Source organism: Halobellus sp. EA9 (assembly GCF_051195055.1).
GTDB classification, from domain to species: domain Archaea; phylum Halobacteriota; class Halobacteria; order Halobacteriales; family Haloferacaceae; genus Haloquadratum; species Haloquadratum rubicundus.
In genome coordinates, this window is record NZ_JBNTJW010000002.1 from 263,866 (window position 1) to 287,901 (window position 24,036).

The window sequence follows — 24,036 nt, forward strand, 5'->3', positions numbered from 1 at the left end:
GCGACCGCGTTCTCGATTCGGCGGAGGCTGTGTGGGCCCGCCGGTTGAACCGCGTTACGGGTCCGAGGGGGACGCGACCACGTCCTGGTCAGTCGGTCCCTGCCCGTCGTACCGGGCGACGTATCGGTCCAGTTGGTCGGCGTCGTCAGCGCCGGGAAGCCTCTGCTCGGCCGTCTCGCAGGTCGCCTCGACGCCGAGGCGCTCACAGACGAGGTCGGCCGTCGCCGCGGCCATCTGCCGGTAGGTCGTCAGCTTTCCGCCGATGATGGTCGCCATGTTCCCAACCCCGTCGTCGGCGTGGTCGAGGTGGACGAAGCCACGCGAGATGGAACGGCGGTCGGCCTCGGCCTCGTCGGGGGCGTAGAGCGGGCGGACGCCCCACCAGGTGCGCTCGACGCTCGCGTCGGCAACCGCCGGGAGCATCGCCGCACACTCGTCGATGCAGGTCTGGACCTCCCAGTCGGCGCGCTCGTAGTCGTCGGGGTCCGGCGACGGCACGCTCGTCGTCCCGAGCACCGCCTCGCTCTCGTGGGGGACCACGATGTCGCCGTCGTCGGGGGCCCGACACCGGTTCAGGACCGGCCCGAGCGAGTCGTAATCGACCGAGACCATCACGCCCCGCGCCGGGGCCATGTCGACCTGGAGGTCGGCCATCGACGCGACTTGGCCCGCCCACGCGCCGGCCGCGTTGACCACGTGCTCCGGGTCCAGCGTCTGCGACGCCTCCCCGCCGAGGTGAGCGCGCTGGACGTCGCCGTCCCGGAGCGTCAGGTCGGTCAGCGGCGCGTCCGGGTGGACGGTCGCCCCGTGGGCCGCCGCGTCGGCGGCGTTGGCGGCGACCAGTCGGGACGGGTAGATGACCCCGTCCGGGACGCGGATGGCCCGCTCGACGGCGTCCGTGACCGCCGGGACGAGTTCTTTGACCGCTGTCGCGTCTAGTACCTTCGTCTCGATGCCGGCCGCCTCGCAGGCGTCGAGTTTCTCCTCGAAGTACGCCGGGTCGTCGGCGGCGAGTTGGAGGAACAGTCCGCCGGTGTCCCGGATGCAGTCGCCCGCGATATCCTTGAGTATCCGGTTCTCCTCGATGCACTCCTCAGCGCCGACCAGGTCGGACTCGGCGTACCGCGCGCCGCTGTGCAGCAGTCCGTGGGACCGCCCCGAGGTCCCGCCACCCAGCCCGTCACGGTCGACGAGGGTGACGTCGACGCCACGGAGTGCGAGGTCGCGGGCGACGCCAGCGCCGGTCGCGCCGCCACCAACGACCAGCACCGTGGTATCTGTAGACATAGGTATCAGTTTGGCTCCGCACGTATTCCTCTACCGGACGTGACACGCCGTCGGAACGGTGTTGACGCGGGTTGCGCTCACTCGCTTCCCGCCCCTGTCGCCTCGCTCACGATCGCGGTGAACCCCACCGCTCGCAGGCGGTCGGCCAGCGGCGTCCCGATTGCCGAGGCGGGGGTCAACACGCCCCCGGAGAGCGGCGAGTCGGTGTCGTCCTCCAGCAGGCACATCCCGGCCTCGCCCAGCATCCGGGCCGTTGCGCCGTACCCCGGCCCCCAGTCGGCCCCGAACTCCGCCTCGACGGTGAAGGGGTCGTCGTCGGCCGTCCGGCGGCCGAGCACCCGGACCGTGAAGTACCCCTGTTCGGTCTCCTCGCTCGTCGGTCCCTCGCCGGGGTCGGGGAAGACGTACTCCTGGATGCCCGACCGGAGCGGGCCGACGGCCATCGCCGCCGAGAACAGGCCGAGACCCCCGGCAACCGCCCCTGCCGTCGCCGCACCCCTGAGGCCGCGCCCGGTGGGAATCACCTCCGAACAGCGGAACTCCCGCCCCCACGGATAGTGCAGGAGGGCGTTGCTCCGCCTGACGACGCGTTCGTTGACGGGAGCCATCGGCGACGGTGCCGTCCACCCGCCCCGAAGCGAATCCTTCCGGGGCCGTCGCTGTTCGCCGGGGTCGACGCCCTCACGCTCGCCCGGTGGGGCCAGCGAGTACGGGTTCGCCAGCGCCCGCCGAACCGCCGGGTCATCGGCGGCTGCCTCGAACAGTTCGCCGAAACTGGCCAGCGTGCCGCCGCTGACACCCCCGCTGCCGTCCTCGACGTAGATGCGGACCGTCTCGCAGGGGGCACCGAACTCCTCGCGGGCGAACGACTGGACGAGTGCGGTCCCGATGTCCGCGGGCACGGAGTCGAACCCGCAACTGTGAACGATGCGCGTCTCCGCCTCGACCGCGGCGTCGTGGAACCGGTCGACCGTCTCGCGAATCCAGTTCACCTCGCCGGTCAGGTCGCAGTAGTCGGTTCCGGCGTCGATGCACGCCTCGACCAGCGGCGTGCCGTACGCCGTGTACGGCCCGACGGTCGTACAGACGACCGCCGTGCGTTCGGCCATCGCCCGAAGGCTCTCCGGGTCGGTCGCGTCGCCGAGGAGTATCGGCACGTCGTCCCACTCGGTGCCCGCGGTGAGGTCGGTTGCCAGCGAGTCGAGGCGCTCCTCGTTCCGGCCGGCAATCGCCAGTGCGACAACGTCGGAGTCGTACTGCTCGGTGAGGTACTCGGCGACGAGGCGGCCGGCGACGCCCGTGGCACCCCAGACGACGATGTCGTACTGTCGCTCGGTGTCGGCCATTTCTCCGGTGTAGGGGCTCCGGGGTCTAAGGTGACAGGTTCGTCTCCCCCGAACGCGCCGGAGCGTACCGGGGACGAACGGACGCGACGGAAGCGGTTACTTACGCTCGCTCGGCGTGGAACACCGCAGGCAGAGAACGTTCTCGGCGACCCAGTTGACGTCGGTCGACCCACACCGGGGACACTGATAGCTCGCATTGTTGTACTCCGTCGTCCCGCGTGGCGCGGCGAGGTAGCCCTCCGTGACCACCGCGTCGAGCAGGGTGGGGAACCGCTGGCGTTTGAACGTCGCCCTGTGGGCGAGGAACCGGCCCGGTGCGGACGGGTCGGACCCGTGGAGGTCCTCCCACGAGACGGCGATTTCCCCGTTCGCGGTGCTTCGCGCGACCTGCTGGAGCGGCGTCGCGGCCGCCACGAACAGCGGCGTCGTGCTCCAGTCGTGCGGGTCGTCGACCGACTCGGTGGCCTCGCGGTAGGCGTCAGCGGCGTCCTCGTACGCCTCGGCGGCGTCGTCCGACCCGCCGACGAGTCGCGCATCGGCGACCAACTCCGAGAGGCAGGCCTGTTGTGTGGGATGGGAAAGCGCCGTCTTGAGGTCGGTCGCAACCGCCCCGGCCTCGGTACCCCGACTGGCGGCCCGGTCCGGGCGACCGGCGACGCGGTAACAGATGGCGCTCGTCAGCAGGTGGGTAACCCCGTCTCCGACCCAGCCCTTCTCGTCGGCGTCGAAGGGGTCCTGCCCAGGACGTGGCTCTGCGAGTGTCGTCCACCCGGCCCGCGCGAGGGCGTTGCCCGCCGCCTCGTACCGCCGGTCGGCGATGGCGGCGACGGCGTTCTCGTGGTAATTCTCCTCGTGGATACTCATATACTGAATCAGACTCCTACGGCCACAAGAGTTCCTAAACCGGAACCGACGTGGCTCCGGCGTAGGATTCCGCCGAATGGGGCGGTCGGCTTACTCGTCGCTTCCGGCCAGCAGTTGCTTGATTTCTTCCAGTTTGAAGTACGAGGCGAGGCCGAGAATCGTGACGGGCCAGAGCCCGACGAACTGACCGCGCTGTTTGTCGCCGCTCACGTAGTAGAAGTACAGCGCGAGGGCGACCGACCCGACCGACGCCAGCACGGCAGGACTGAGGCCATCAGTTCCGACTCCATCCACGGTTTCGACAGCCGTCTCATTATCTGACTGACTCATAACAACCGTTGGGGCTGTACAGGGATAGCACTTGTCCTCGTGTCAGAGGCGGTGTTCAGATAAGGATGAAGAGTGAGGCGGAACGATCTTTGAGTGGTTCATGCTCGAAATCGCCCGCCTCAACGAAGGTAGCGATTGCTTCGAATTAGATTTTCTGGAGCGAGAGGCGACACCCGAGCCTGCGATGAAGCTTGGTATCCGACTCCATCTGGCTTGACCATCACTTTTGTATACAATTTCGATTTTATATAGGTTGGGTGTCGAACGCTGCCGAACGACCGTTCACAACTGGGTGCAGAAGGCCGATCTACAGCCGACCGATGGCGCTGATCCGGATCACGTCGCGGTTGACGAAACCGTGATCCAGCTCAACGACGAACGGTTCTGGCTGTACGCTGCTGTCGATTCCGACACGAACCGCTTGCTGCACATCAAGCTCTCTCCGGCGAGAAATCAAGCGATTACCGAGATGTTCCTCGCCGAACTCCGCGACAAACATCTCGTCGATGATGCAGTCTTTCTCGTCGATTCAGCACCGTGGCTGCAAGCAGCTCTCCACCGCCACAGCCTCGATTACAGATAGGAAAAACATGGTAATCGGAACAGCGTCGAACGTGTGCTTCGAGAACTAAAACGCCGAACCAACTAGTTCTCAAACTGTTTCAGCCACGCCGAAGCAAACACCGTCGAAAATTGGCTGCAAGCGTTCGCCTTCGCATGGAACCAGCTTATCTGAACACTACCGTGTCAGAGACGGCGGTTCTGCGGGATTGGCGTCGCCGCGCTCCGGGCGGACATCTCGGACATCTGGCCGTTCCGTCTACGGGGGTCCCACGGCCGCGAACGGCCGGACCCTTGCCAAACCGTTTCGTAGCTACGACACCGAGTACGGGTATGAACGACACGAACTCGGATATGCTGATGCTCCTCGCCGGCGTCGTGATTAGCGCAATCGCCGTACTGGAGTTCTACCCGGCGTGGAAGAACACCCGGGAGTCGTGACCGCGTGACGGGCCGATGGCCGGTTGACGGAGGGGGCGTCCGAAGTGCCGGAGTAGCAAGAGAGAGTGAACGGATTACGGATTGAGCGGCGTCTATAGCCCCGCTAAACACATTCACTATGGATAGATTGTGAGTCGTGAGTGCCGAGGCCGGCATTTTTGACGATCGACGTAGCCGAGGAACTCCTGTCGTAGCCCGAAACAGTTCGGTCAGCCCCCAGTGAGCGGGCAGACACGGATTTAAGACCGTCGCCAAGCAATCGGTCGGTATGGCCGCCGAGATTTCCGACCGGGTCCGTGAGATAGCGGAGGCTCGCGATCTTCCGGAGTCCGAGGTGTTCGAACGAGCGCTCGAACGCGGACTCGAAGACCTGTGGGAAGACCTCGTGCTCGCCCAGTACCTCGACGGCGAGGTCGACCGCGAGGAGGCCGTCGAACGCGTCGGCCGGGCGAAAGTCGAACGTGCAGAGCGGGAGCGCGACCTCGTCGAGTAAGACGTAGACTGGGCGTTGAATGCGTGACGCTCGCTGCCGTCTCGGACGCGGGATCGCTCATTCACCTCGCCGAAATCGATTCGCTAGCTCTCCTGTCGGCGTTTGAGACGCTCCTGATCCCGGAGACGGTCTACGACGAGATCGAACGAGGCGGTCTTCCGGACGGGATCTCGGATCTCTCGTACGACCTCGTCGACGCCGAGGAGAGCAGCGTCGACTCCGACGAACTGGATCCGGGTGAACGCGCCGCAATCGCCGTCGCCAGGGACCGTGAGATCGTTCTCCCGACGGACGATCTCGCCGCCCGGGACTCGGCGTCGGCGGACGGCATCGACGTACACGGCTCGATCGGTGTCGTCGCACTCGGGTACAGCCGTGGGTTACTGGACCGGGACGACGCGGCATCGCGTATGCGGGCGCTCCAGCGAGAGACGAGCCTCTTCGTGTCCGAGGCTGTCGTCGAGCGCGGCATCCGGATGCTACGACCACCGGAACGAGCACGATTCATAGGCGTCTCAGAGAGTCAGCGAGCGCGGTGAACAGACCGGGATTCTCGGATGAGGGTCTTCACTCCCGCGGAATCCGCAGTTCGACCGTCGTCCCGTCGTCGGTCGAGCGGATCGCCCATTCGCCGTCGGAGGCCTCCGCGACCCACTTGATGACCCAGAGGCCGACGCCGCTCGCGTGCTGCAGCGGCGTCTCCTCGTCGAGGCCGAGCGCCTCGATCTCCGACTCCGGGATCCCGCTCCCGTCGTCTGCGACCGTGATCGTGGCCCACTCGTCGCCGCGCGTGACGGCGACCTCGACGGTCAGGGCCTCAGCGTCGTTGTGTTCGACCGCGTTTTCGAGTGTCTCTTCGAGCGCCACCGGGAGCAGCGGATGCGCCCGGACCCGGACGCTCGACGGCGCCGAGACGTCGATCGTCGCCGCGGGGGCCTCCTCGAGGACGCGCTCGCAGGCCGTCGCGAGCATCGGTTCGAGGTCGGTCAGCACCGTCTCGGTCTCTCTGTCCCAGAGGTGCTCGACGTGGAGCGCGTTCTCGGTGTTCGAGTGGAGCGTCTCCAGCGCGCTCCGCGCGCGTCGGAGCCGAGCGGTGTCCTCGGTGTCGTCGGCCCCGTCGAGGACCTGATCGAGCAGGCCGAAGACGAGCGCCAGCGTGTTGCGGACGTTGTGCCGCAGCACGCGGTTGACGACGGTCAGGCGCTGATTGAGGCGACGGCCCCGCCGGAGCTCCGCTTCGAGTTCGGCTCGGGTCTCCCGGACCTGGTCGTAGTTGACCCCGGCGAGGCTGCCGACGCTCGCCCCGGTCGCGGCGCCGGTCAGGATCGGAAACAGCAGCTCGTGGGACCGGACCCCGTCGGCCAGGGCGGACAGGTAGGTGAGGAACACGACGCCGGCTCCGATCACCGCGAAGAGAGAGGCCACGAGCAGGATCCGCGACTGTCGCTCGGTCGCGCGCTCGGACCCGCCGACGTACCGGACCGCGTAGCCGATCGGCAGGAGGAGCAACAGCGGCACGCCGATCTCGAAGACCTGGACCGCCGGCGGCTCGGGGTCGACGACCGCCTGGCTCAGGGCGACGCCCGTCAGCGCCCCCCACCCGGCGACGAGCAGCAGCGGCGGTCGGTACTGCGCCGCCCGCGCGAGCCTCGGCAGTCTCCCTCCCGTCCCCTCCGGCGTGTCGGTGCTCATCTGCGTGGATACCGGCCGTTGTTCGGGTCACCACTTGATAATGTCCATTACCAGCCACTACCGCCGGTTCGCCGGAACGGGGTGGCGAACCAGCGGCAAACGGTGACAATAGACAGTATGGAACCACACGACAGCCGACGGGTCTTTTGGCCGGCCGCCCCTACGGCCCGCTATGGCCGAAATCGACCCCGACGACCTCCTGCCGAACGACCGCGTCCAGCAGTCCGTGCTCGACGGCGACGTGTCGCAGTTGACGCGCGGCGCGAGCAACCGCTACGCCGGCGAGGGCGACACCTTCGAACTCGGCGGCGCGACGTTCGAGGTGACGAGCGTCGAGCGGCGGACGCTCGGCGACTTCACCGACGCCGACGCCCGCCGGGAGGGCTCGGAGTCCCTGGAGGCGTACAAGCGCCGAATGGAGCGGGTCCACCCCGGCGACTTCGAGTGGGACGACAGCGACGAGGTGCTCACGTATCGGTTCGAGCGGCGGGACTGATACTGTCGGACACAACTGTTTCAAGATATTCGCCGCCCAGGGCGGCGAAATTCTTCACAGACTTGTGTCCGACAGTATGAATCGTCGCGGAGCCGGACGCCTATGTCGCGGCCTCGCGGATCCGATCGAGCACCTCGCGGCGGTCGCCGCCGGGTCGGGCCTCGATCGTCGCCTCCGTCTCCCCGCCGACCCGGGAGACGGCATCCGCGAGGTCCTCAAGCGGGTAGATCCCGCCGGCCATCGCGAAGGCGTCGGCGGTCGGCCAGATCGCGGCCCACACGCGCACCGCGAGCGTCGGCTCCGCGCCCGGGGCCCCGACGGCGTCGGGGTCGAGCGGGTACGCGGCGTCGTACTGGAACGCCTTCGCCGTCCGGCGGCCGTGGAGCCGGAGGTCCTGGGAGTCGGTCAGGCGGACGTCCCGCAGGCCGTCCTCGGCGAGGCTCGTCTCGAACTCCCGGCTCGCGTACTTCGCCGCGACCGAGAGCAGTCGCTCGGGCGTCCTGTCGCCGGGCGGCGGCGGGTCGAATGAGAGGCCGGTCGTGAAGACCGCCCGCGGGGACTGGTCGACGCCGTCGGGGAGCAGCGCCCCGACGCGGTCGAGGAACGCGGGGTCCTCGTAGACCGCGTTCGTCGACAGCACGGTGACGAATCGGTTCTCGAAGGCCGTCTCGGTCCACTCGTCCGTCTTCGCCCACGGCGCGGTCTCGACGGTCGGGGAATCGGGCACGGGCGGGGTAGGGGCCGGACGGTAGTGAACGCGTCGGCCGGCGCGGCGGCGACGTCGCCGTCGCGCTCCTCAGGGCACGTACCAGATCCCGCGCTCGGTGTCGAGGAGCGAGCCGATCACGACGTGCGGCAGGGCGACGACGCTGATGAAGACGCTCCAGAACGCCACCGCGCCCGGGAGGAGGCCGCTGTTCCCCAGGGGATTCGGGACGAGCCAGTAGACCGCCGCCAGCACCGCGAACGTCGCGAACGCGCCCACGACGAGCACGCCCCAGGCCCGGAGCGCCACCCGCGAGTCGCCGACGAGGTCCCACTCGGGATCGCCGACGTCGTCGTCGCCGACCGTGACCGTCCGGGCGACCTGTCTGGCCGAGTACCAGAACGGGAAGTAGAGCCCGACGGCGACGAGGACGGGCACGACCGCGAAGTACGACGCCAGGAGCAGGCTCTCGCCGGCGTCGACGAGCCACGACCGCCCGCCGCCGCGGACGTACCCGAGGCCGACGTGGGCCGCGAGCGCGAGGCCGTAGCCGCCCGCGGCGAGCGCCCGGGTCGTCCCGAAGTGCTCGGCGTAGGGCGCGAGCCCGCCGGGCTCGACGAGGCCGACCATCAGCGCGCTGAAGGTGCGGAAGGTCCCCGGGTGGAACACCAGCGGGACGAGCATCACGGCCCCGCCGCGGACGCCCGCGGCGAGCAGGCGCTGCGGCCGCGTCTGCAGGTGGTCGGTCCCGGAAGTGGCGTCCAGGACCGACAGCCCGCCGAGGCCGCCCTTCGCCATCGCGACGCCGATCGCGAGCGCGACGCCCGCCACCGGGGCCGCGAGCAGGAGGGCGACGAAGCCCGCGATGAGGGCCAGGTAGGCGGCGACGTACCGCCACCGGAACGAGGGGCGTCGTTGCCGGAGGTTCTCGAAGTGCTCGTAGCCGCCGTGCGGGAGGTTCAGCGCGACCATCCCCACGAGGTACACCACCATCTGTGCCTCGAACGGGACCGCGATCCCGGCCGCGCTCGCGCCCGCGAAGGCGACGAGCAACGCGAGGAGCGACAGCCGGGAGAGGGCGAGGGACGGGTGCGCGTCGCTGTGCAGAAACCGCCGCCGCACCGAACGGAGGCCGATCGCGCTCATCAGTCGGGACGTTAGGACGTGGCACACATAAACGACCGACGCGATTCCAGTCGACTGAAAACGGCGGTCGGAGCGCAAGGGCGTCGCGTCCCTGCCGTCTCGTATGTCACACCGCCTCCCGGACGACGCGACCGTGACGGTCGTCGGCGGCGGATTCGGCGGGCTCGCGGCGGCCGCGTACCTCGGCGCGGCCGGCGCCGACGTCCGCGTGCTCGAACGGCACGACCGGCTCGGCGGCCACGCCGGCGTCCTCGAACGCGAGGGGTTCCGGTTCGACACCGGCCCGTCGTGGTACCTGATGCCCGACGCCTTCGAGCGCTTCTTCGGGCACTTCGACCGCGAGCCGACCGACTACTACGCCCTCGAACGGCTCGATCCCCAGTACCGGGTGTTCTGGAAGGACGGCGACAGCGTCGCCATCCGCCCCGACCGCGAGAACGTCCACGAGGTGTTCGAGTCCTACGAATCGGGCGCGGGCGAGGCGCTTCGGGAGTACCTCGACCGGGCCGAGCGGAACTACGAACTGGCGATGAACCGGGTCGTCTACGAGCGGCGCGATCGCCTGCGGGACTTCGTCGACCCGGAGCTTCTGCCCCTGGCGCCCCGCCTCCGGCTGTTCGGGACGATGGACGACTACGTCTCCCGGTTCGTCGAGCACCCGAAGCTCAAGCAGCTGCTCCAGTACACCCTCGTCTTCCTGGGCGGCTCGCCGCACAACACCCCGGCGCTGTACAGCATCATGAGCCACGTCGACCTGAACCTGAACGTCTTCTACCCCGAGGGCGGCATCGCCGGTGTCGTCGACGCGCTCGCAGAGTTGGCGCGCGAGCAAGGCGTCGAGATCGAGACCGGCGTCGACGTCGCGGAGATCACGGGCGCGGCGGGCGACTTCGTGCTCGGGACCGACGCCGGCCCCGTCGAGTCCGAACTCGTCGTCAGCAACGCCAACCCCGCGCACGTGGAGCGGGACCTCCTGCCGCCGACGGCCCGGAGCTACGACGCCGACTACTGGGCGTCGCGGACGTACGCGCCCTCGGCGTTCCTCCTCTATCTGGGGGTCGAGGGCGACGTCGACCCGCTCGCCCACCACACGCTGGTCTTCCCGACCGACTGGGACGACCACTTCGACGCCATCTTCGAGGAGCCCCGCTGGCCCGAGGACCCGGCGTACTACCTCTCTGTCACCTCGAAGACCGACGACGGCGTCGCCCCCGCGGGCCACCACGCGGTCGTCGTGCTCGTCCCGATCGCCCCCGGCCTGGACGACGGGCCGGAGATCCGCGAGCGCTATGCGGAAAAGATCCTCGCCGACCTCGCGACCACCACGGGCGTCGACCTCCGCGATCGGATCGTCGTCGAGGAGTCCGCCTGCGTCGACGACTTCGCGGCACGGTTCGACGACCCGCGCGGGACGGCGATGGGGCTCGCCCACACGCTCCGGCAGACCGGGCCGCTCCGCCCCGCCCACCGGGCCGGCCTCGACGGCCTCTACTACACCGGCGCCTACACCGCGCCGGGCATCGGGATGCCGATGTGCCTCGTCAGCGGCGAGCACGCCGCGGAGGCGGTCTGTGCGGACTACCCGGAGGTCGCCGCCGAGGCACCGCCACCGACAAATAACTGAAAAGCATAATTTCTATGAATATACTACCATAAGTCATATTAGCCGCGGCGTGGTCAGTTCCATCCACGAATGACCGACGACCGCATTCTGACGACACACATCGGAAGCCTCCCGCGAGCGCCGGACCTGCTCGAACTGCTGAAGCGCCGGCAGGACGGCGAGGCGGTCGACGAAGACGTCTGGCACGAGACCGTCGTCGAGGCGACGAAGACGACGATCGAAAAGCAGGCCGACGTCGGCCTCGACATCGTGAACAACGGGGAGCAGCCCCGCGTCTCCTTCAACTGGTACGTCGCGAACCGCCTCTCCGGCATCGGCGACACCCGCGAGGCGCCGCTGTGGGACGACCTCGCGGACTTCCCCGGCTACGCCGAGGACGCCTTCTCCGCGGAGGGGATCGACCTCACGAAACAGCCCTCGGTCGTCGGCCCCGTCGAGTACGACGGTGAAGAGGCCGCGAAAGAGGAGATCGACACCTTCTACGAGCTCCTGGCGGAATCGGACGCCGACTTCGAGGGGACGTTCATCACCGCGGCCTCGCCCGGCGTCGCGGCCGCGACGCTCGTCAACGACTACTACGACTCCCACGAGGAGTTCCTCTCTGTCGTCGGCGACGCGGTCAAGCGCGAGTACGAACTGATCGCCGAGACCGGCGCGACGCTCCAGCTGGACGCCCCGGACCTCCTGACGACGGGCCACCGCGGCTTCGGCGACCGCCCGATCGAGAAGCTCAAGCCGGTCGTGCGGATGCACGTCGAGGCGCTCAACGAGGCGACGGAGTCGATCCCCGACGAGCAGATCCGCGTCCACACCTGCTGGGGGAGCTACGAGGGCCCGCACCACCGCGACAAGCCCCTCGAAGAGGTCCTGCCGATCATCTACGATCTGGACATCGGCGGCCTCTCGATCGAGGAGGCGAACCCCCGCCACCAGCACGAGTACCGCGTCTTCCGCGAGCACCCCCTGCCCGAGGACTGGACGCTCATCCCGGGCGTCGTCGACGTGAAGACGAACGTCGTCGAACACCCCGAGGTCGTCGCCGACCGCCTCGAACGCGTCGCCGACGCCGTCGAGGACCCCACCCGGATCGTCGCCGCGCCCGACTGCGGCTTCGACACCCAGGCCGGGCTCGCGATGGTCCACCCCGACATCGCCTGGAAGAAGCTCGAAGCGCTCGTCGAGGGCGCCGAGGTCGCCTCCGAGCGCCTGTTCTGACCCCCGGATTCCGCGTTCGGCTCTCCCCCCCCGTTGCCCCCTCTCGATCACTCCCGCGACCCCGGGGTATAAGCGGTCCCGTGGTCGTTCGCGGGGCGTCGGGCGATCCGGGGCCGCGGCCTGCCGCCGGCGAACACCTTTTTGCACCCGAGGGGTCACTACCCCCTATGGCGAACCAGATCCGGACGCTGTACGTCACCGGGGCGGCCGACCCGGCCGGCGCCGAACGGCTGGCGGCCGAGAGCGACCGGATCGACGTGACGTCGAGCGGCCCGGACCGCGCCCTGGAACTCCTCGCCGACGAGGCGATCGACTGCGTCGTCAGCGACTACGACCTCCCCGGCTTCGAGGGGCTGTCGTTCCTCGATGCGGTCCGGGCCGACCACCCGGACCTCCCCTTCGTCCTGTTCACTGCCGACGGCTCCGAGGAGGTCGCGAGCGAGGCGATCGCCGCGGGCGTCTCCGAGTACGTCCCCCGGTCGGACTCCCCCGAGCAGTTCGACGCGCTCGCGACCCGGATCGAGACGAGCGTCGACGCTTACAGGGAGCGGATCGACGACGAGCGCGGCCCGGGCGGGTACACGACCGTCGAGCTGATCCGGGACCTCTACGACGTGACCACCGACACGGAGCTGTCGTTCGAGGAGAAGACAGACCGCATACTGGCGCTCGGCTGCGAGCGGCTCGACCTCCCGTACGGCTTCCTCTCGCGGATCGATCCGGAGGCCGAGAACCCCACCCAGCGGATCGTCCAGGCCCGCGGCGACCACGAGCTGCTCCAGCCCGGCGAGTCGTGTCCGCTCTCGGAGGCGTACTGCCGGAAGACGATCAAGACAGACAGCTTCCTCGCGGTCTCGGACGCGCTCGCGGAGGGCTGGGAGGACGACCCCGCCTACGAGGTATTCGAGCTCGGGAGCTACATCGGGGGGAAGGTCATCGTCGAGGAGGAACTCTACGGGACGCTGTGTTTCGCGTCCACGGAGCCCCGCGGCGTCCCCTTCACCGACGCGGAGAAGACGCTGATCCGGCTGATGAGCAAGTGGGCGGGCTACGAGCTGGAACACGAGCGCGTGACGAGCAAACTCGAACGGCAGAACGAGCGGTTCGATGCGTTCGCGAGCGTCCTCGCCCACGACCTCCGGAACCCCCTGAACGTCGCGGGCGGGCGGCTCGAACTCGCCCGCGAGGAGTTCGAGAGCGAGCACCTCGATGCGATCGCCAGCGCGGTCGACCGGATGGACTCGCTGATCGACGACGTGCTCCTGCTGGCGCGGGAGGGCAAGTCCGTCACCGACACCGAGTGGGTCGACCTCGGCGCGCTCGCGCGCGAGTCGTGGGACGTCGTCGAGACCCCACGGGCCACGCTCTACGTGGAGACCGAGCGATCGGTCGAGGCCGAGCCGGGCCGGCTCAAACAGCTCTTCGAGAACCTCTTCCGCAACGCCGTAGAACACGCCGGGACGGGCGTGGCGATCACCGTCGGCGACCTCGACGACGACTCGGGGTTCTACGTCGCCGACGACGGCCCCGGCATCCCCGCCGAAGACCGCGACTCCGTCTTCGAGTTCGGATACAGCACGGACGCCGAGGGGACGGGCTACGGGCTGGCGATCGTCAGGCAGGTCGTCGACGCCCACGGGTGGTCGATCTCGATCGCAGAGAGCGACGGCGGCGGGGCCCGGTTCGAGATCCGGACCGCGGCCGAGTAGACTCCGGTACCCCAGGGTATGAGGCGTACGGACTCCTATTGAGACCTCTTAGTAGCACTCATCCGCGAGACGGATCGATCTGAGGTATGGTCACGCGACGTGAGTGTGACGCCGAATCGGGGCCGTCGAACGCGCGGGCGGCGCTCCCGGACCTGACGGCCGCCGGATCGGAGGCCGAACTGCTCGCGCGCGCGAGCGAGGCGGCCCGCAGCCTCCTCGGATTCGCGACGGTACGGGCCGAGCTCGAAGCCCTCGGGGAGCGTGCCGACGGGTCAGCTGCGCACGCGGACGACGCCGTGCGGGACGCCGCCGCCGCGGACCGAGTCGTCGTCGCGGGCGACTCGGAGGAGACCACCGTCGCGGTCCCGCTCGACGACTCCCGGGTGCTGTGGTTCGCGGGCGAACCGTCCGACGCCGGGTCCGATCCCGACCCCGCGCTCGCGGAGCTGCTCGGACAGACCGTCGCGGCGACGCTCGATCGGCTGGCGCACGCGGACACTCTCGACGACCGCGAGTCGGCGCTCGAACGGAAGGACGAGCGGTTCGATCGGTTCGCGGGGCTACTGGCGCACGAACTCCGGAACCCCGTGGGGATCGCCTCGGGGCACCTCGATCTGGTCGTCGGGCTCGACGCCGACGAGCGCCACCTCGACGCCGCGCGGGCGGCGGTCGATCGGATGGACCGCCTCACCGAGAGCCTCTTGGACCTGATCCGCGGCGAGCCGCTGTCGGGAAACACCGGCGACGTCGAGGTCGGCTACCTCGCTCGCGACGTTTTCGACCGCGTTATGCCGCCGAATGCCACGCTCTCCACCGAGGGGACGATCACCGTGCGGGCCAACGAGCGACAGCTCCGGACGGCGCTGGAGCGGCTTTTCGAGGAAGTCGTCGATCGGGCCGGCTCGTCGGCGACGGTTCGGGTCGGTCCGCTCGCCGAGGGCGGCTTCTATGTCGCCGACGACGGGCCCGCCCGCGAACGGCGCGTCGACGCCGACCCGTTCGTCTACCGGCCCGCGCGGGAGATCGATCGCCGGGATCTCCGGCTCGCGATCGTCCGCGACGTCGCCGTCGCCCACGGCTGGCACGTCGCCGCCGGCTCGGCCGACGGCGCACGCTTCGAGTTCGTGCCGACGGGCGATGATCCCGACGCCGACGCGGATCCGGACGCCGATTGTGAGTCCCCATCGATCTGATTCCCGCTTCGCGAACGCGCCCGGTGGCGGACCCGACGCGCGGACGCCGATCCCTTCCGACAGTCTCAGGCCCCTCCGGCCCCAACGACGAGTCGATGACCGACGAGGACGCCGAGGCCGAGGCGGCGGACGGACAGCTCTTCGAACTCACGCGGGACAAGGTGCTGCTCGTCGCCCTGCTCGTCGTCGGGATCGCGGGCTCGGGGCTCGTCCGCCGGTACCTCGGCGAACTCGGCTACAACGGCCTCGGCGCGCTCGTGTTCGTTCTCGGGTACGGCGGGATGATCTTCGCCATCTGGTACGGCTGGATCCGGCCGATGGACATCACCGGACCGAACTGATAGGGATACTCTCACTGGTCCGCCGAACGCCGTCACTGGGGGTTGCCTTCGGCGGCAAGAGACGAGCGTAATCTCTATGAGCCGAACGGCTGCCGCAACCCGACCTTTGAGGCCGCCCCCGCCCCGTCGACGACCGTGTCGACGAGACGCCGCCGCTACGGGCTCTTGGGGCTCGGACCGCTCGCCTACGCCGCGCTGACCTTCGTCTGGTTCTCCGTGCCGGCGTGGCTCGACGTCGTCGTCGCCGACTTCGGCCTGACGAGCACGCAGGCCGGACTGCTCACGGGCGCGATCCCGCTCACCTACGTCCCGGTCGCGCTCTTCTCGGGGGTCGTCACCGACTACGTCGGCCCCTACCGCGCGATCGGCGCGGGGCTCGTGCTGTTCGAGAGCGCGCAGGTCGGGCGCGCGGCCGCGGACACCTTTCCCGTGCTGCTCGCGCTGACCGTCCTCGTCGGGATCGGTGGGACGGCGATGACTTTCGGACTCCCGAAGCTCGTCTCGGAGCTCTTCCCGCCCGCGGAATCGGGGACGCCGTCGTCCATCTACGTCGTGGGGTCGCTGGCGGGCACGGCCGCGGCGTTCAGCATCGGCCGGGCCGTCCTGGGCGGCCCCCTCGGCGGGTGGCGGCCGCTGTTCCGCTACACCGGGCTCGCGGTGCTCGCGTACGCCGTCTGCTGGTGGCTCGTGGTCAGGCGGACGCCGCTTGATGCGGTGCGGCACGCCGTGGACGCAGACGACCGCGAGGATCTGCCCTCGGTCGCCGCGCTCCGCCGCGACCTCGCGCGCGTGCTCTCGAACCGCTCGATGCGGCTCCTCGTCGTCGTGGGCGTGGTCTACCTGCTCGTGACCCACGGGCTCCAGAACTGGCTCGCGACCGTCCTCCAGTCCCGCGGGGTCGGCGCGGCGCTTTCGGCCTCGCTCGTGAGCGGGTTCGTCGCCGCACAGGCCGCCGGGACGCTCTTCGTCCCCACGCTCTCGGACCGCCTCGGCGCGCGCGGGTCGGTCATCGCCGGCTGTGCGACGCTCTGCTCGGTCGGGACTGGCGCGCTCCTCTTCGCGCCGGTCCCGCTGGCCGTGCCCGTCGTCGGCGCGCTCGTCGTCGGGTTCGGCGTGGGCGGGCTCTCGCCGCTCGTCCGGATGGTCCCGCCCGAACTGGACGGCGTCGGGCCCGAACTCACGGGCACGGCCGTCGGGCTCGTCTTCGCCGTGGGGGAGCTCGGCGGCTTCCTCGGGCCGTTCCTCGTCGGCGCGCTGTACGACCTCACCGGGACCTACGCCGCGGGGCTCGGCGTCGTCTGCGTGGGCTGTCTCGGCGCCGTCGTCGCCGGGCAGCGCCTCCCGGTGTGATAGTGGTTACTCTCGTCTCTTACCGCCGAACGCCGTCACCGGGGGTGGCGTTCGGCGGTAAACAGCGAGAGCAATCACTATGAGACAAGGCGGCCGCGGGACGCTCGCGACGCGCGACGAGACCCGGCCCGTGCCGGGAAGAACGGAACTTTAATACTCGATTCGCGCCGAACTCCCGGGTAAGGATGCTCCCCCTACAGCTCGTCGACAGCTTCCTGCTCAACTACAACGTCGGGCAGGCGCTCCTGCTCGTCTTCGCGTTCGCGACGGTGGGCGTACTCCCCCTGAAGTCCCAGAAACTGCTCGCGCTCAACGCCATCGTGTTCGGGCTGGTCTTCGCGCTCACGCCGCAGGCGATCGTGCCGATTCACTACCTGTTCCTGGGCATCGCCCTGCTCGTCGTCGGCCCGATCCTCTACGCAACGGCGAGCAACTGATTCTACCCGTGTCCCGACTCCGTACCGCGCGCCCCGCGTCCCGGAACGCGACCCTTAACCGCGGCCGTCCGCAACGCGAACTATGAGCGACGGGACTCCTGGCGGGGGTGAGACGCTCGAACTGCCGTGCGGGGAGACGAAGCGCGTCCGCGCGCTCGACCTGGGAATGCGCGAGTTCGAGTGCGCCTGCGGGGAGCGCCACGCGGTCGTGATGGACGTCCACCCGCCGGAGCGGTTCCTCCCGGACTTCCTCGTGTCGGTGCTCAGGGAGGCCGTCGAGACGACGAGCGACGAGATGCCCGAGTTCGGCACGGCCCACCTGCTCGGGATCGTCCTGGAGGAGTTCCCCGGGAAGGTCGTCTCCGCGGACGTCTCCGACGACGGCGACGTCGGCGCCGGGATCGTCTGGGTGACCGACTTCGACTCCCGACGGCTCCACGAGGTCGTCGTCGAGCTCGTCGTCGAACTGATGGACCACGCCGTCAGCCACGCCGACGACGACGCGGCCGTCTCGCAGTTCGAGACGCAGATGCTGGAGTTCGACGTGAGCGAGTTCGTCGAGGAGTACCGCGCCGAGCGGGACCTCGACGGCGACGACGTCTACGCGCGGTAGTCTCGCCGCCGCGGTCCAGCGCCCGCGTCCGACCCGTCTCACACGCGTCGGACGCGCGGACCGCCGGACCGCTCCCGGCCGCGTCAGACGCGCGTCACACTGAAATCTAAGCCCCGTCGGACCCTGCATACCCCTATGAGCACGACCCGGCCGTCCGGGTTCGAGGACGTGCGCGACGTCCTCGCGGCCGCCGACGAGCCGCTGACCGCCCGCGAGATCCTGGACCGCCTGCGAGAGCGCGGCGTCGACGCCTTCGACACCCCCTACCGCGTCGCGACCGTGCTCGGTCAGGCGGCAGAGCGCGGCGAGGCCATCGACGTCGTCGAGGGCAGTCCGTACCGGTATCGGCTCGCCGAGTGAGCGCTCACTCGGCGTCGTCGCGGTCGACAGCGCCACCCGCCGCGTCCGCGGTCCTTCTCGCGATCCACCCGTCCGTTTCCGCATCGCTCTTGGCCCTCCCGCGCGAGTCCCACGTATCGCGACCGCGCTCTTCGGCCGTCGCCGCGGGAGTTACGAATTTCGAAATTGCCTTTCGTATCTCGTAGTAATCCGCCGGGCTTATTACGATGTACGGACTCGAACCGAGTGATGACTGACGAGGACACTTCGCCAGGGACGGCGTCCGAAGACCGGACGATCCTGCTCATCGGCAGCGGACCCATACAGATCGGACAGGCGGCCGAGTTCGACTACTCCGGCGCGCAGGCCTGCCGCGCGCTCCAGGAGGAGGGGGCCCGAGTCGTCCTCGTCAACTCGAACCCCGCGACGATTATGACCGACCCGGAGATGGCAGACCGGGTCTACATCGAGCCCATCACGCCGGAGGCGATCGCGGAGATCATCCGCGAGGAGAACCCCGACGGCGTGGTCGCCGGCCTCGGCGGGCAGACGGGCCTGAACGTCACCGCCGAACTCGCCGAGCAGGGCATCCTCGAAGAGCACGACGTCGAGATTATGGGCACGCCGCTGGACACCATCTACGCCACGGAGGATCGGGACCTCTTCCGCCAGCGGATGGAGAACATCGGCCAGCCCGTCCCCGCCTCGACGACGATCGACCTCGACGAGGGCGAGGAGGTCCAGAGCCTCACCGAGGCCGACCTCCGGGACCGCGTCGACGACGCCGTCGAGGAGGTCGGCGGCCTCCCCGTGATCGCCCGGACGACCTACACCCTCGGCGGGTCGGGGTCGGGCGTCGTCCACGAGAAGCAGGAGCTCTACGAGCGCGTCCGCAAGGGCCTGCGGCTCTCGCGCAACAACGAGGTGCTCATCACCGAGTCCATCTCGGGCTGGGTCGAACTGGAGTACGAGGTGATGCGGGACGCCGACGACTCCTGTATCATCATCTGCAATATGGAGAACATCGACCCGATGGGCATCCATACTGGAGAATCGATCGTCGTCACGCCCTCGCAGGTCATCCCCGACGAGGGCCACCAGGAGATGCGCGACGCCGCGCTGGAAGTGATCCGGGAACTCGGCATCCAGGGCGGCTGTAACATCCAGTTCGCCTGGCGCGACGACGGCACCCCCGGCGGCGAGTACCGCGTCGTGGAAGTGAACCCCCGCGTCTCCCGCTCGTCGGCGCTGGCGTCGAAGGCGACCGGCTACCCGATCGCCCGCGTGACCGCGAAGGTCGCGCTCGGCAAGCGGCTCCACGAGATCGAAAACGAGATCACCGGCGAGACGACCGCCGCCTTCGAGCCCGCAATCGACTACGTGGTCACGAAGATCCCGCGGTGGCCCAAGGACAAGTTCGACGACGTCGACTTCACGCTCTCGACGGCGATGAAGTCCACCGGCGAGGCGATGGCGATCGGGCGGACCTTCGAGGAGTCGATGCTGAAGGCGATCCGCTCGACGGAGTACGAGCCCGCCACCGACGTCGAGAGCGTCTCCGACGAGGAGCTCGAGACCGACCTGCTCGAACGCCCGACGCCCGACCGCACCTTCGCCATCTTCGAGGCGTTCGACCGCGGCTACACCGTCGACGAGGTCCAGGAGCTGACCGGCATCAAGGAGTGGTACCTCGAACGCTACAAGCGCGTCTCCGAGTCGATGGACGCCGCCCAGGAGGGCGACTTCACCACCGCGGCGACCGCCGGCGTGACGAACGCCGAGATCGCCTCGGCGACGGGTGCGACCGTCAGCGAGATCGAGACCGACGTCCCCGGCCGCACGTACAAGCAGGTCGACACCTGCGCCGGCGAGTTCGCCGCCCAGACGCCGTACTACTACTCCTCGCGCAAGCCCGAGTTCTACACGGGCCCCTACGAGGGCGACGCGGCGGCGGGCGAACTCCGCGTCGACCGCGACGTCGAGAGCGTCGTCGTCGTCGGCGGTGGCCCGATCCGGATCGGCCAGGGCGTCGAGTTCGACTACTGCTCGGTCCACGCCGTCCAGGCGCTGCGCGAGATGGGCATCGACGCCCACGTCGTGAACAACAACCCCGAGACGGTCTCGACCGACTACGACACCTCCGACGGGCTGTTCTTCGAGCCCATCACCGCAGAAGAGGTCGCCGACGTGATCGAGGCGACCGACGCCGACGGCGTGATGGTCCAGTTCGGCGGCCAGACCTCGGTCAACATCGGCCACCCGCTCCAGTCCGAGATCGACCGCCGCGGCCTCGACTGTGAGATCCTGGGCACGAGCGTCGACGCGATGGACCTCGCGGAGGACCGCGACCGCTTCAACCGCCTGATGGACGATCTCGGCATCCTCCAGCCCGAGGGCGGCTCGGCGACCAGCGAGGAGGAAGCGCTCGAACTGGCGAACGACATCGGCTACCCGGTGCTCGTCCGCCCCTCCTACGTGCTCGGCGGCCGCGCGATGGACGTCGTCTACGACGACGAGGAGCTCAAAGAGTACATCGAGGAGGCGGTTCGGGTCTCCCCGGACAAGCCGATCCTCATCGACGAGTTCCTCGCGGACGCGATCGAACTCGACGTCGACGCCGTCTCCGACGGCGAGCGCGCGATCATCGGCGGCGTGATGGAGCACGTCGAGAGCGCGGGCGTCCACTCCGGCGACTCGGCGTGTATGATCCCGCCGCGCTCCCTGGACAGAGGGACGATGGCGCGCGTCCGCGAGGTCACAGAGGACATCGCGACCGCGCTCGACACCGTCGGCCTGCTGAACGTCCAGCTCGCGGTGAAGGACGGCGACGTCTACGTCCTCGAAGCCAACCCCCGCTCCTCGCGCACCGTCCCCTTCGTCTCGAAGGCGACGGACGTCCCGATCGCGAAGCTCGCGGCGAAGGTGATGGCCGGCGAGACGCTCGAAGATCTGGACGTCGACGAGAAGATCCCCGAGGACGTCAGCGTCAAGGAGGTCGTCCTGCCGTTCGACCGCCTGCCGGGCTCGGACCCGCGCCTCGGCCCCGAGATGAAGTCCACGGGCGAGGTGATGGGGACGGCCTCGACGTTCGCGAAGGCCTACGACAAGGCCCAGGACGCCACCGGCAAGCCGATCCCCGAGTCGGGTACCGCGTGGGTCGACCTCTCGGCCGAGGAGTTCCCCGAGCCGGATTCCGAGGACGGCAAGGCGCTCCGCGAGGGCTATGCGACCCACTTCGACCTCGTCGAGTTCGACGACGAGGAGGACCTGGCCGCGGCGCTCCGCGCCGGCGAGATCGACCTCGTGGTCTCCCGCGACCGCGACCCCCTCGAAATTTGCGTCGAAGAGGAGATCACCTACTTCTCGACGACGCCCTCGGCGTTCGCCGCGCTCGAAGCGCTCGACGTCAAGGACGACCCGATCGACGTCGAGGCCGTCTCCGACCGGCCGCGCCGCGTCGAGTCGTGGGGCGCTAGCGACGACTGATAGTGATTACTCTCACTGTTTACCGCCGACGCCACCCCCGGTAACGGCGTTCGGCGGTAAGAGACGAGAGTAATCACTATAAGGAGGCTGCGGTCGTCTCTCCTGCGCTCAGCGACCTCTTGGGAGCGATCCCGGGCCCGAGATAAGGCGTCGGCGGGGGCCGTCGCCTTCATTTGCATCGGGCGACAACCGTAACGTATCGATGAAGCTGAAACAGAACGTCCGACATTTTGCGGCGAAGCAGGCGCTGACGCTCCCGGTCGTCGGCAACGCGGTCAACGACAAACTGGTCGATCTGCACACCCGCGTCTTCCTGGAGAAGGCCGACGCGGACCGGCGGGACGAGCGCGAGGCGCATCTGGACGACTTCTTCGACGCGACGATGGACACCTACGTCGCGGCGCTGGAGGCGGGCTACACGGAGGCGAAGGCCCGCGAGATCACGCACGTTCAGGCGAATATGGACTTCTACAACCACGGGTGGACCGAGATGATGGAGTACCCGACCGACGAGGTCGAAGCCCACTACGAGCGGTACGAGGAGTTCTTCGAGCGCTACTCGATCACGATCGCCGATCCGCTCGGTGACTTCCGCCCGGAGGGCGGGATCGCGGACGCCCCGTCGACGCCGGAGAAACTGGACGATCCGGAGCACCCCCACGCGGAGGGCGGTTTCGCCGATGACGTCTACGTCGAGACGGAGGACGGGCTCGTGGTCGGCGGGCAGGACGAGCCGGACGACGTCGACGTGGGCAAGGCCCCCGGGGCGTGACCGGCGCGTCGGACTCCGGACACCGCGCCGTTTCGTCTCGGACAGGCACACGCAACGCCGGGTTGCCGAATCGTCCCGGGTCGCGGGAAGACGAGCGGGCTCTTACTGTAGTCTCCCGAACTCGAAGCCGCTCGCTTCGGTGTCGCGGTCGCCGTCGTGGCCCGCGTCGCTCTCGACCCGCTCGTCGATCCGATCGGCCACTTCGTAGCCCGCGAGGACGCCCCCGTTGAGCGACCGCTCCGGATACTGCGCCGCCGAGGCCATCCCGGCGTAGTAGACGCCCTCGCCGACCTCGCTGTCGAGGTGGTAGGGGACCACGAGGTCGAGGTAGCCGCGCTCGTAGATCGGCGCCGCGCGGGGATTGCGGGCGATCCTGAACTCCGAGACCGATCCGCGGTCGAAGTCGGGGAACATCGACTCGATCTCGTCGAGCCACGTCTCCCGGACCTCGTCGTCGTCCATCCGCCACAGCTCCTCCTCGCGATCCTGGACGTACGCGGCGACATAGAGGAGGTGGTCGCCGCCGTAGCGCGCCCGCTCGACGAAGTTCGTGTGCTCGATGAGCGCGCCGAAGGGCGCGTCGTGGGCGACGTTCAGCCAGTAGGTGTCGAGCAGGGACTCCTCCAGCGTGGCGAGCCCGCAGACCGCGCCCTGGAAGTCGATCTCGCAGGCGTAGCCCGTCAGCGACTCCAGGACGTTCGGCATCGTCGCGACGACCGCGGCGTCGACGTCGTGAGTCTCCGTGGCGTCTGCGCCCGGCGCGGCCTCCGTGCCGCCGCGGTCGACCGTCAGGGACTGCACCCGACCGTCCGCGACGGTGAGGTCGGTGACGGGCGCGTTCGTCGTGACGTTCTCGCGGCCGACGGCGTCGAGCAGGGCGTCGAGGAGGACGCCGAAGCCGCCGTCGAAGTAGCCGAGGACCTCGCCGCGGAGGAGGTCGCGCTCGCCCCGGAACCGGACGCGGCCGAGGAACCACGCCGCCGAGATGTCGTCTTTTCGATCCCCATACTTCCCGTCGAGAAGGGGATCGACGAAGTTCTCGTAGACGCTCTCTGTGGTGTGTTCCTCCACGAAGTCCCGGACGGTGACGTGCTCGTACTCCGCGAGTTCGTCGTAGGCGTCGAAGTCGGGGACGAGCCCGCGGACGTCGACCCCGAGGGTGAGCATTCCCAGTCTGTACTTGTCGTAGAGGCTCATGTGCGGGTACGCGAGGATCTCCCAGGGCGTGTCGAGCGGGTGGACGACGCCGTCGACGTAGTAGCCGTTGGTGCCGACGCGCCACTCGATCCGGTCGCCGAGGCCCAGCTCCTCGGCGAGCTCGACGATGGTCTCTTCGGACTTCGAGAGGTGGTGGTAGAACTGCTCGATGTCGTCGCCGGCGGTCTCGTAGGTCGCCGCCAGTCCGCCGATCCGGTCCGACGCCTCGAACACCTGGACCTCGTGGCCGTGCTGTTGCAACCGATAGGCGGCCGCGAGTCCCGCGATCCCGCCGCCGACGACGCCGATCATACGCCGCCTACTCGGAGCGACGAAAAGTGCTTTCCGTTCCGTCCGGTCTGATACTGTCGGACACAACTGTTTCAAGATATTCGCCG

General features: G+C 68.9%; 22 protein-coding genes and 1 pseudogene. 15 read left to right on the forward strand and 8 right to left on the reverse strand.

The genetic code is table 11. The features are described 5' to 3' along the window. Window positions 1-54: 54 nt before the first annotated feature. The 4 genes from ACQUQ0_RS04185 to ACQUQ0_RS04200 all read right to left on the reverse strand — a co-directional run bounded on the left by ACQUQ0_RS04185 (window position 55) and on the right by ACQUQ0_RS04200 (window position 3,827). Complete coding sequence (locus tag ACQUQ0_RS04185) at window positions 55-1,287, reverse strand: FAD-dependent oxidoreductase (RefSeq protein WP_435183346.1); 1,233 nt, start codon at window positions 1,285-1,287, stop codon at window positions 55-57. Window positions 1,288-1,364: 77 nt separating this feature from the next. Further along, complete coding sequence (locus ACQUQ0_RS04190; RefSeq protein WP_435183348.1) at window positions 1,365-2,633, reverse strand: saccharopine dehydrogenase family protein; 1,269 nt, start codon at window positions 2,631-2,633, stop codon at window positions 1,365-1,367. Window positions 2,634-2,729: 96 nt separating this feature from the next. Beyond that, window positions 2,730-3,497, reverse strand: a complete 768-nt coding sequence (locus ACQUQ0_RS04195) for a hypothetical protein (RefSeq protein WP_435183349.1) — start codon at window positions 3,495-3,497, stop codon at window positions 2,730-2,732. A gap of 90 nt (window positions 3,498-3,587) precedes the next feature. Next, complete coding sequence (locus ACQUQ0_RS04200; RefSeq protein WP_435183350.1) at window positions 3,588-3,827, reverse strand: hypothetical protein; 240 nt, start codon at window positions 3,825-3,827, stop codon at window positions 3,588-3,590. A gap of 100 nt (window positions 3,828-3,927) precedes the next feature. Here ACQUQ0_RS04200 and ACQUQ0_RS04205 point away from each other — a divergent pair. From ACQUQ0_RS04205 to ACQUQ0_RS04215, 3 genes and pseudogenes are all read left to right on the forward strand, one after another. Continuing rightward, window positions 3,928-4,563 (forward strand): annotated as a pseudogene (locus ACQUQ0_RS04205) (IS6 family transposase). A gap of 534 nt (window positions 4,564-5,097) precedes the next feature. Then, the gene (locus ACQUQ0_RS04210; RefSeq protein ID WP_435183351.1) at window positions 5,098-5,322 is read left to right on the forward strand and encodes a hypothetical protein; all 225 of its coding nucleotides are present in this window, start codon (window positions 5,098-5,100) and stop codon (window positions 5,320-5,322) included. A 23-nt stretch (window positions 5,323-5,345) separates the two neighbouring features. Further along, window positions 5,346-5,861, forward strand: coding sequence for a nucleic acid-binding protein (locus ACQUQ0_RS04215; RefSeq protein ID WP_435183352.1), 516 nt, complete (start codon window positions 5,346-5,348; stop codon window positions 5,859-5,861). Between the two features lie 28 nt (window positions 5,862-5,889). Here ACQUQ0_RS04215 and ACQUQ0_RS04220 read toward each other — a convergent pair whose 3' ends face one another. After that, a complete protein-coding gene (locus ACQUQ0_RS04220; protein ID WP_435183353.1) occupies window positions 5,890-7,014 on the reverse strand; it encodes a sensor histidine kinase in 1,125 nt (374 codons plus the stop codon). 172 nt (window positions 7,015-7,186) lie between these two features. Between ACQUQ0_RS04220 and ACQUQ0_RS04225 the strand changes: the two genes are divergently transcribed. Then, window positions 7,187-7,510: an ASCH domain-containing protein gene (locus tag ACQUQ0_RS04225; protein WP_435183354.1), complete on the forward strand. Its 324-nt coding sequence runs from the start codon at window positions 7,187-7,189 to the stop codon at window positions 7,508-7,510. A gap of 100 nt (window positions 7,511-7,610) precedes the next feature. Here the strand turns inward: ACQUQ0_RS04225 and ACQUQ0_RS04230 are convergent, their stop codons facing one another. Both ACQUQ0_RS04230 and ACQUQ0_RS04235 read right to left on the reverse strand, forming a co-directional pair. Beyond that, window positions 7,611-8,237 carry a hypothetical protein gene (locus ACQUQ0_RS04230; RefSeq protein ID WP_435183355.1) on the reverse strand — a complete coding sequence of 209 codons (627 nt, stop codon included), beginning with the start codon at window positions 8,235-8,237 and terminating at the stop codon, window positions 7,611-7,613. Window positions 8,238-8,306: 69 nt separating this feature from the next. Beyond that, window positions 8,307-9,362: a Brp/Blh family beta-carotene 15,15'-dioxygenase gene (locus ACQUQ0_RS04235; RefSeq protein WP_435183356.1), complete on the reverse strand. Its 1,056-nt coding sequence runs from the start codon at window positions 9,360-9,362 to the stop codon at window positions 8,307-8,309. Window positions 9,363-9,465: 103 nt separating this feature from the next. Here ACQUQ0_RS04235 and ACQUQ0_RS04240 point away from each other — a divergent pair, with 103 nt between their 5' ends. The 11 genes from ACQUQ0_RS04240 to ACQUQ0_RS04290 all read left to right on the forward strand — a co-directional run bounded on the left by ACQUQ0_RS04240 (window position 9,466) and on the right by ACQUQ0_RS04290 (window position 22,441). Next, complete coding sequence (locus tag ACQUQ0_RS04240) at window positions 9,466-10,986, forward strand: phytoene desaturase family protein (protein WP_435183357.1); 1,521 nt, start codon at window positions 9,466-9,468, stop codon at window positions 10,984-10,986. Window positions 10,987-11,055: 69 nt separating this feature from the next. Further along, window positions 11,056-12,201, forward strand: a complete 1,146-nt coding sequence (locus ACQUQ0_RS04245; RefSeq protein ID WP_435183358.1) for a methionine synthase — start codon at window positions 11,056-11,058, stop codon at window positions 12,199-12,201. 167 nt (window positions 12,202-12,368) lie between these two features. Continuing rightward, window positions 12,369-13,910: an ATP-binding protein gene (locus ACQUQ0_RS04250; protein WP_435183360.1), complete on the forward strand. Its 1,542-nt coding sequence runs from the start codon at window positions 12,369-12,371 to the stop codon at window positions 13,908-13,910. 86 nt (window positions 13,911-13,996) lie between these two features. After that, entirely contained in the window at window positions 13,997-15,103 is a 1,107-nt protein-coding gene (locus ACQUQ0_RS04255; protein ID WP_435183361.1) for a sensor histidine kinase, read from the forward strand. Between the two features lie 95 nt (window positions 15,104-15,198). Then, window positions 15,199-15,444 carry a hypothetical protein gene (locus tag ACQUQ0_RS04260; RefSeq protein WP_435183362.1) on the forward strand — a complete coding sequence of 82 codons (246 nt, stop codon included), beginning with the start codon at window positions 15,199-15,201 and terminating at the stop codon, window positions 15,442-15,444. A 135-nt stretch (window positions 15,445-15,579) separates the two neighbouring features. Beyond that, a complete protein-coding gene (locus ACQUQ0_RS04265) occupies window positions 15,580-16,794 on the forward strand; it encodes an MFS transporter (protein WP_435183363.1) in 1,215 nt (404 codons plus the stop codon). A gap of 185 nt (window positions 16,795-16,979) precedes the next feature. After that, window positions 16,980-17,231, forward strand: a complete 252-nt coding sequence (locus ACQUQ0_RS04270; RefSeq protein WP_435183364.1) for a hypothetical protein — start codon at window positions 16,980-16,982, stop codon at window positions 17,229-17,231. 82 nt (window positions 17,232-17,313) lie between these two features. Further along, the gene (locus tag ACQUQ0_RS04275) at window positions 17,314-17,844 is read left to right on the forward strand and encodes a DUF5815 family protein (protein WP_435183366.1); all 531 of its coding nucleotides are present in this window, start codon (window positions 17,314-17,316) and stop codon (window positions 17,842-17,844) included. Between the two features lie 135 nt (window positions 17,845-17,979). Further along, window positions 17,980-18,204 carry a hypothetical protein gene (locus ACQUQ0_RS04280; protein ID WP_372391220.1) on the forward strand — a complete coding sequence of 75 codons (225 nt, stop codon included), beginning with the start codon at window positions 17,980-17,982 and terminating at the stop codon, window positions 18,202-18,204. A gap of 228 nt (window positions 18,205-18,432) precedes the next feature. Beyond that, a complete protein-coding gene (gene carB, locus ACQUQ0_RS04285) occupies window positions 18,433-21,669 on the forward strand; it encodes a carbamoyl-phosphate synthase large subunit (RefSeq protein ID WP_435183367.1) in 3,237 nt (1,078 codons plus the stop codon). 202 nt (window positions 21,670-21,871) lie between these two features. Further along, window positions 21,872-22,441 (forward strand): DUF6149 family protein, encoded by a 570-nt coding sequence (locus tag ACQUQ0_RS04290; RefSeq protein WP_435183368.1) that lies wholly within the window; start codon window positions 21,872-21,874, stop codon window positions 22,439-22,441. A 102-nt stretch (window positions 22,442-22,543) separates the two neighbouring features. Here ACQUQ0_RS04290 and ACQUQ0_RS04295 read toward each other — a convergent pair whose 3' ends face one another. Next, window positions 22,544-23,950, reverse strand: coding sequence for an NAD(P)/FAD-dependent oxidoreductase (locus tag ACQUQ0_RS04295; RefSeq protein WP_435183369.1), 1,407 nt, complete (start codon window positions 23,948-23,950; stop codon window positions 22,544-22,546). Window positions 23,951-24,036: the final 86 nt, after the last annotated feature.